3 protein-coding genes are annotated in these 5,112 nt (G+C 72.0%); 2 read left to right on the forward strand and 1 reads right to left on the reverse strand.

Annotated elements, in window-relative coordinates:
- Positions 1 to 317 precede the first annotated feature (317 nt).
- Entirely contained in the window at positions 318 to 1,343 is a 1,026-nt protein-coding gene (locus AF1_RS31890) for a LysR family transcriptional regulator (protein ID WP_207394117.1), read from the forward strand.
- A 33-nt stretch (positions 1,344 to 1,376) separates the two neighbouring features.
- Here AF1_RS31890 and AF1_RS31895 read toward each other — a convergent pair whose 3' ends face one another.
- On the reverse strand, positions 1,377 to 2,300 hold the full coding sequence (locus tag AF1_RS31895; RefSeq protein ID WP_067807955.1) for a carbohydrate kinase family protein: 924 nt from the start codon (positions 2,298 to 2,300) through the stop codon (positions 1,377 to 1,379).
- Positions 2,301 to 2,467: 167 nt separating this feature from the next.
- Here AF1_RS31895 and AF1_RS31900 point away from each other — a divergent pair, with 167 nt between their 5' ends.
- Positions 2,468 to 4,906, forward strand: a complete 2,439-nt coding sequence (locus AF1_RS31900; protein ID WP_067807958.1) for a bifunctional acetate--CoA ligase family protein/GNAT family N-acetyltransferase — start codon at positions 2,468 to 2,470, stop codon at positions 4,904 to 4,906.
- Positions 4,907 to 5,112 lie beyond the last annotated feature (206 nt).

Raw genomic sequence — 5,112 nt, forward strand, 5'->3', positions numbered from 1 at the left:
CCCGCGCACGAGCCGGCGTCCTGCCCCGGCGCCGCGGCGGAGAAGGGCCGCGGCGAACGGGAGTCGTGGCACCGGGCGGCGGCCCCGGCGGCCGGCACCGCCGGGGCGCGCCCGGGAACGCCGCCGTCCTGGAGGGGACGGGTGACGGCGGCGAGGAGCGGCTCGTAAGAAAGTGTTCTAGAGGTTAGAAAACTCTGTCCAGTTGTTTGCAAGAACATCTTGAGATAAGTTCAGCGGGAAATGTCATCATTTCCCGCTGGACTGGCCGTGCGGCCATTTTCCGCGGGACGGCGGAACAGGTAGTAATGTCCCTCACCGTGTCACCCACCCTCGATGCGCTCCTGGACTGCCCGTCGGCGCTGCTCGACACGACGTTCGACCAGTTGCGGACCTTCCTGGTGGTGCATGAGACGGGGTCTGCGCTGAGGGCCGCGCGTGCTCTGGGGCGTGAGCAGTCGAGCGTCCAGAAACAGCTCGACATCCTGAACCGCAACAGCCAGATTCTCTGCGGTGAGGTCCTGACCGTCCGGCAGGGCCGCGGCAGGGACTTCCTGTTCACGCCCACCGGGGAGGCCACCGTCGAACTGGCGCGCATGACGTTCGACAAATGGCTGGAGTCCATTCACTGGAGCCGGCGCCGGCTCGGCCGGATGCTCACCGTCGGCACCACCGAGTTCACCCTGCCGATCGTCTCCCGGGCCCGGGACCGCGTTTCGGAGGAGTTCCGGCAGCGCGAGGTCGAGTTCAAGGTCGCCCACGTCCGCACCAGGGACCTGTGGTCACGCCTGGAGACGCGCCAGGTCGACCTCATCTGCGGCAGCATCGTCAGCACCCCCGAGGGCGACCTGCGCCTGGAGGAGTACGAGGTCATCGAGTACGCGCGGGGCCAGGCGCTGCTGCTGACCAACCTGCCGGAGAGCGAACTGCCGGACACGCCCGTCGAGACCAGCCGCCTCGGCAGTGTCCCGCTCGTGGTGCCGCCGGCCGGTCTCGTCGCGGATCTGCTCGCCACCTGGTACGGGCCGGGCTTCCGCGACCGCCTCAACGTCGTCGCCTACATCGACGACGTCCATTACGGCCTGTCGTTGCTGCGCTCCGGCTTCGTCCGCGGCTGCATGATCGTCACCGGCTCGATCGGCCGCGGCATGGCCGCCCAGGACGACCCCGCCACCGTGCCGCTCCGCGCCATCGGACTGCACGACGATCTGGAGCCCAAGGCGGAACTCATGACGGGAGCCTTCGTCCGCCGCGCGGACCTCGAACGCTACGGCGCCGACCACCCTCTCAACCGCCTCTGGGACGCGGTGAAGGAGGACGTCCGCACCTACACACCCCTCGCCTGATCCGCCGCCCCCCGGGGGGCGGCGGATACACCGCTACTTGATCTGGTTGTTGACCACGGCGAGGGTGGGCCGGGCACCCAGGTGCTTCATGGCCCGCGCGGCGAGGCGGCAGCCGGCGGTCAGCGCGTCGGCGGGCTGCTGGCCCTCCAGCCAGGGCGGAAGGAACCCGGCGATGAACGCATCACCCGCGCCGGTGCCGTCGACGATCTTGTCGACGGGCTCGGCGGGGACGGTGACGGGTTCGGGACGGCCGTTGGTGTACCAGAGGGCGCCCTCGGCGCCGTTCTTGATGACGACCTGCGGATACCAGGCGGTCAGGACCTTGGCGGCCTGCGATGGAGTGTCGCGGCCGGTGAGGATCTCGGCCTCCTTGGCGTTGACGACGAGGAGGCGGGCGCCCTGCGTCCACTCCAGGAAGGGCTCGGCGCCCATCCGCTTGAGCGGGGAGGACGAGCCCCCGTCCACCGATACCGACATCTTCGCCTTGCGGGCGAGGTCCAGCGCGTGGATGGCCGCCTTCCGCGAACCCTCGTTGATCAGCGAGTAGCCGGACAGGTGCAGGTGGATGCCCTGCACGAACAGCTCCTTGCAGCGCTCGATGTCCTCGGGGAGGAACGCGCCGTTGGCACCCGGGTCGGACAGCATCGTCCGATCACCCTTGTGGGTGACCATCACCACACAGGTGCCGGTGGGACGCTCGGGATCCATGACGAGGCGGGCGTCGACGCCGTACCCCACCATCTCCATGTCCCGGTTCCGGCCTGCGATGTCGGAGCCGCGGCGGCCGACGAACGCGACCTCGACCCCCTCCAGGGCGAGCCAGGCGGCCACGTTGGCGCCCGAACCACCCCCGTGGGTCGTCACGGCGGCGGGCGTATCGCTCCCCTTGGCCAAGGGGTAGGCGGCACGGGCGACGGTGTCTGTCATGAGATCGCCGACCACGACCACGCGCGTCATGGAGTCATCACCTCGATCAACACGGCCCGCGCGAGCGGCAATTCCGGGCGTGTGCTCGACCGTAACAGCTCTTGAGCCCCGATTAGGTCTCGAACGCGCAGCGAAACCGAGGAAGCCCGGTTTTTCCGGCGCGGGCCCGGGGGGCTCCGTGCCTTACTCTCGGGTACGTGACCGAGCGTTACCCGGATCAGTGGGAGGCCGACGTCGTCCTGAGCGACGGCGGGACGGCCCATCTGCGCCCCATCCGACCCGATGACGCCGACCTGCTGCGCATGTTCCACGAGCGGCTGTCCCCGGAGTCGATCTACTACCGGTTCTTCTCGCCGCGCCCGCAGCTGTCGGACCGTGATGTCGAACACTTCACCACCGTCGACCACGACCGGCGGGTCGCGCTGATCGCCACCATCGCGGGGGAGATGGTGGCGGTCGTCCGCTACGACCGGCTGGGCGAGCGGCCGGAGACGGCGGAGGTCGCGTTCCTCGTGGAGGACGCGCATCAGGGGCGCGGCCTCGGCGCGGTGCTGCTGGAGCACATCGCGGCGGCCGCGCGGGAGCGGGGCGTGCGGCGGTTCGTGGCGAGCGTGCTGCCCGACAACCGGCGGATGACGCGGGTGTTCCGGGAGGCCGGCTACCGGGCGGAGCAGCGGTTCGAGGAGGGCGTGATCGAGCTCGTCCTCGACCTGGAGCCGACCGACACGTCGCTGGAGGTCATGACGGCCCGCGAGCACCGGGCCGAGTCCCGGTCGATCCAGCGGCTGCTGTTCCCCCGGTCGGTCGCGGTGGTCGGGGCGAGCCGGGCGGAGCACAGCGTCGGGCAGACCGTCCTCCGCAACCTGCTGGCGGGGGACTTCAGCGGGCCCGTCTACCCGGTGCATCCGTCGGCGGTGGCGGTGGCGGGGGTGCGCGCGTACGCGTCCGTCCTGGAGATCCCGGACGATGTGGACCTCGCGGTCGTCGCCGTCCGTGCCGACGCCGTCCACGAGGTGGTGGAGCAGTGCGCGGGCAAGGGGGTCCGCGGGCTGGTCGTCGTGTCGTCCGGCTTCGGCGAGGTGGGGGACGAAGGACGAGCCAGCCAGGAACAGTTGGTGAGCCTCGCACGCGCCTATGGGATGCGTGTCGTGGGCCCCAACTGCCTGGGCATCGCCAACACCGACCCGGATGTGCGCCTTAACGCGACCCTGGCGCCGACCATGCCGGGACGAGGCCCAGTGGGGTTCTTCTCCCAGTCCGGTGCGCTCGGTATCGCGATCCTGCAGCGGGCGGCCGAACGGGGCCTCGGACTGTCGACGTTCGTCTCCGCGGGGAACCGGGCGGACGTCTCCGGCAACGACCTCATGCAGTACTGGGAGGAAGACCCGGCGACCAAGGCCGTCCTGCTGTACCTGGAGTCGCTGGGCAACCCCCGCAAGTTCGCCCGGCTGGCGCGCAGGCTCGGCCGCCGCAAGCCCATCGTCGCGGTGAAGAGCGGGCGCAGCACCCAGGGCGTCCCGCTCGGGCACGCGGCGCGCGCGCTGACCCTGCCCGACCACGCGGTCAGCGCCCTGTTCGACCAGGCCGGCGTGATCCGGGTGGAGGACCTGTCGGAACTGTTCGACGTGGCGCAGGTGCTGGCCTACCAGCCGCTCCCGGCGGGCGACCGCATCGCGGTCATCGACAACTCGAACTCGCTGGGCCTGCTGGCGCAGGACGAGGCCGTCGCGCTCGGCCTGGACGTCAGGCCGCGCCTCGACCTCGGCCCGAGCGCGGACGCCGACGACTACGAGGCCGCCCTCGCCGCCGCGCTCGCGGACGACACGGTCGACGCGGTCGTGGCGCTGTTCACGCCGCCGACGATCGGCGGCTTCGACGTGCGCGTCCCGGAGAAGATCCTCCGGCTCGCGGCCGGGAGCGGCAAGCCGATCGTCGCGACGTACCTCGGCACCGAGGGCGTGCCCGCCGACCTGCGCATCACCGGGCCGGACGGGATGCCGGCCGAAGGCTCGGTGCCGTCCTACCCCTCGCCGGAGGACGCCGTCCGCGCGCTGGCGTACGTGATCCGGTACGCGCAGTGGCGGCAGCGGCCCGCCGGCCACATGCCGGTGTTCGACGACGTGGACCGCGACCGCGCGCGCCTGCTGGTCGCCGAATGGCTGGGCGACGGCGGCCCGGTGGACGTCCCGCCGAAGCGGGCCGCGGAGCTTCTCGCCTGCTACGGCATCGAGATCGCCGAGGCCGGGGACGGGGTGCCGACCCGCATCGTCGTCCGGGAGGACCGCTCGTTCGGCCCGCTGATCTCGTTCGGCATCGCCGAGGAGACCGCCGACCTGCTCGACGACCGCGCCTACCGGCTGTCGCCGCTCGCGGACGTGGACGCGGCGGAGATGATCCGCGCGATCCGCACGGCGCCGCTGCTGTTCGGCCACCGCGGCGCCGAGCCCGTGCACGTGGCGGCCCTCGAACGGCTGCTCCTGCGCGCGTCCCGGCTCGGCTACGACCTTCCCGAGGTGGCGCGGCTGGAGCTGAACCCGGTCATGGCGAACGGCTCCGGCGCGGCGGTGTGCGCGGCGAGGCTGACGCTGGAGCGCCCCCTCGGGCCGCGCACCGAGATGGGGCCGCGCCGCCTCTAGCCGCGCCGCCTCTAGCCGCGCCGCCTCTAGCCGCGCCGCCTCTAGCCGTGCCGCCTCTAGCCGGGAGGCGGTGGCGGGCTGGGCTCCGGCGTCGGCGGGATGGGGCCGGGTTCCGGCGGGATCGGCTCGGGGGGCGGAGCGGGCGGTGCCGGCTCCGGCGGGGGACCGGGCGGCACGGGTTCCGGTGGCGGCCCCGGCGGCACGGG

The organism is Actinomadura formosensis NBRC 14204, assembly GCF_001552155.1.
Lineage (GTDB): Bacteria > Actinomycetota > Actinomycetes > Streptosporangiales > Streptosporangiaceae > Spirillospora > Spirillospora formosensis.

Coding starts and splice junctions, on each gene's coding strand:
- AF1_RS31895 (WP_067807955.1), bottom strand. CDS start 2,300: ATGACGCGCGTGGTCGTGGTCGGCGATCTCATGACAGACACCGTCGCC.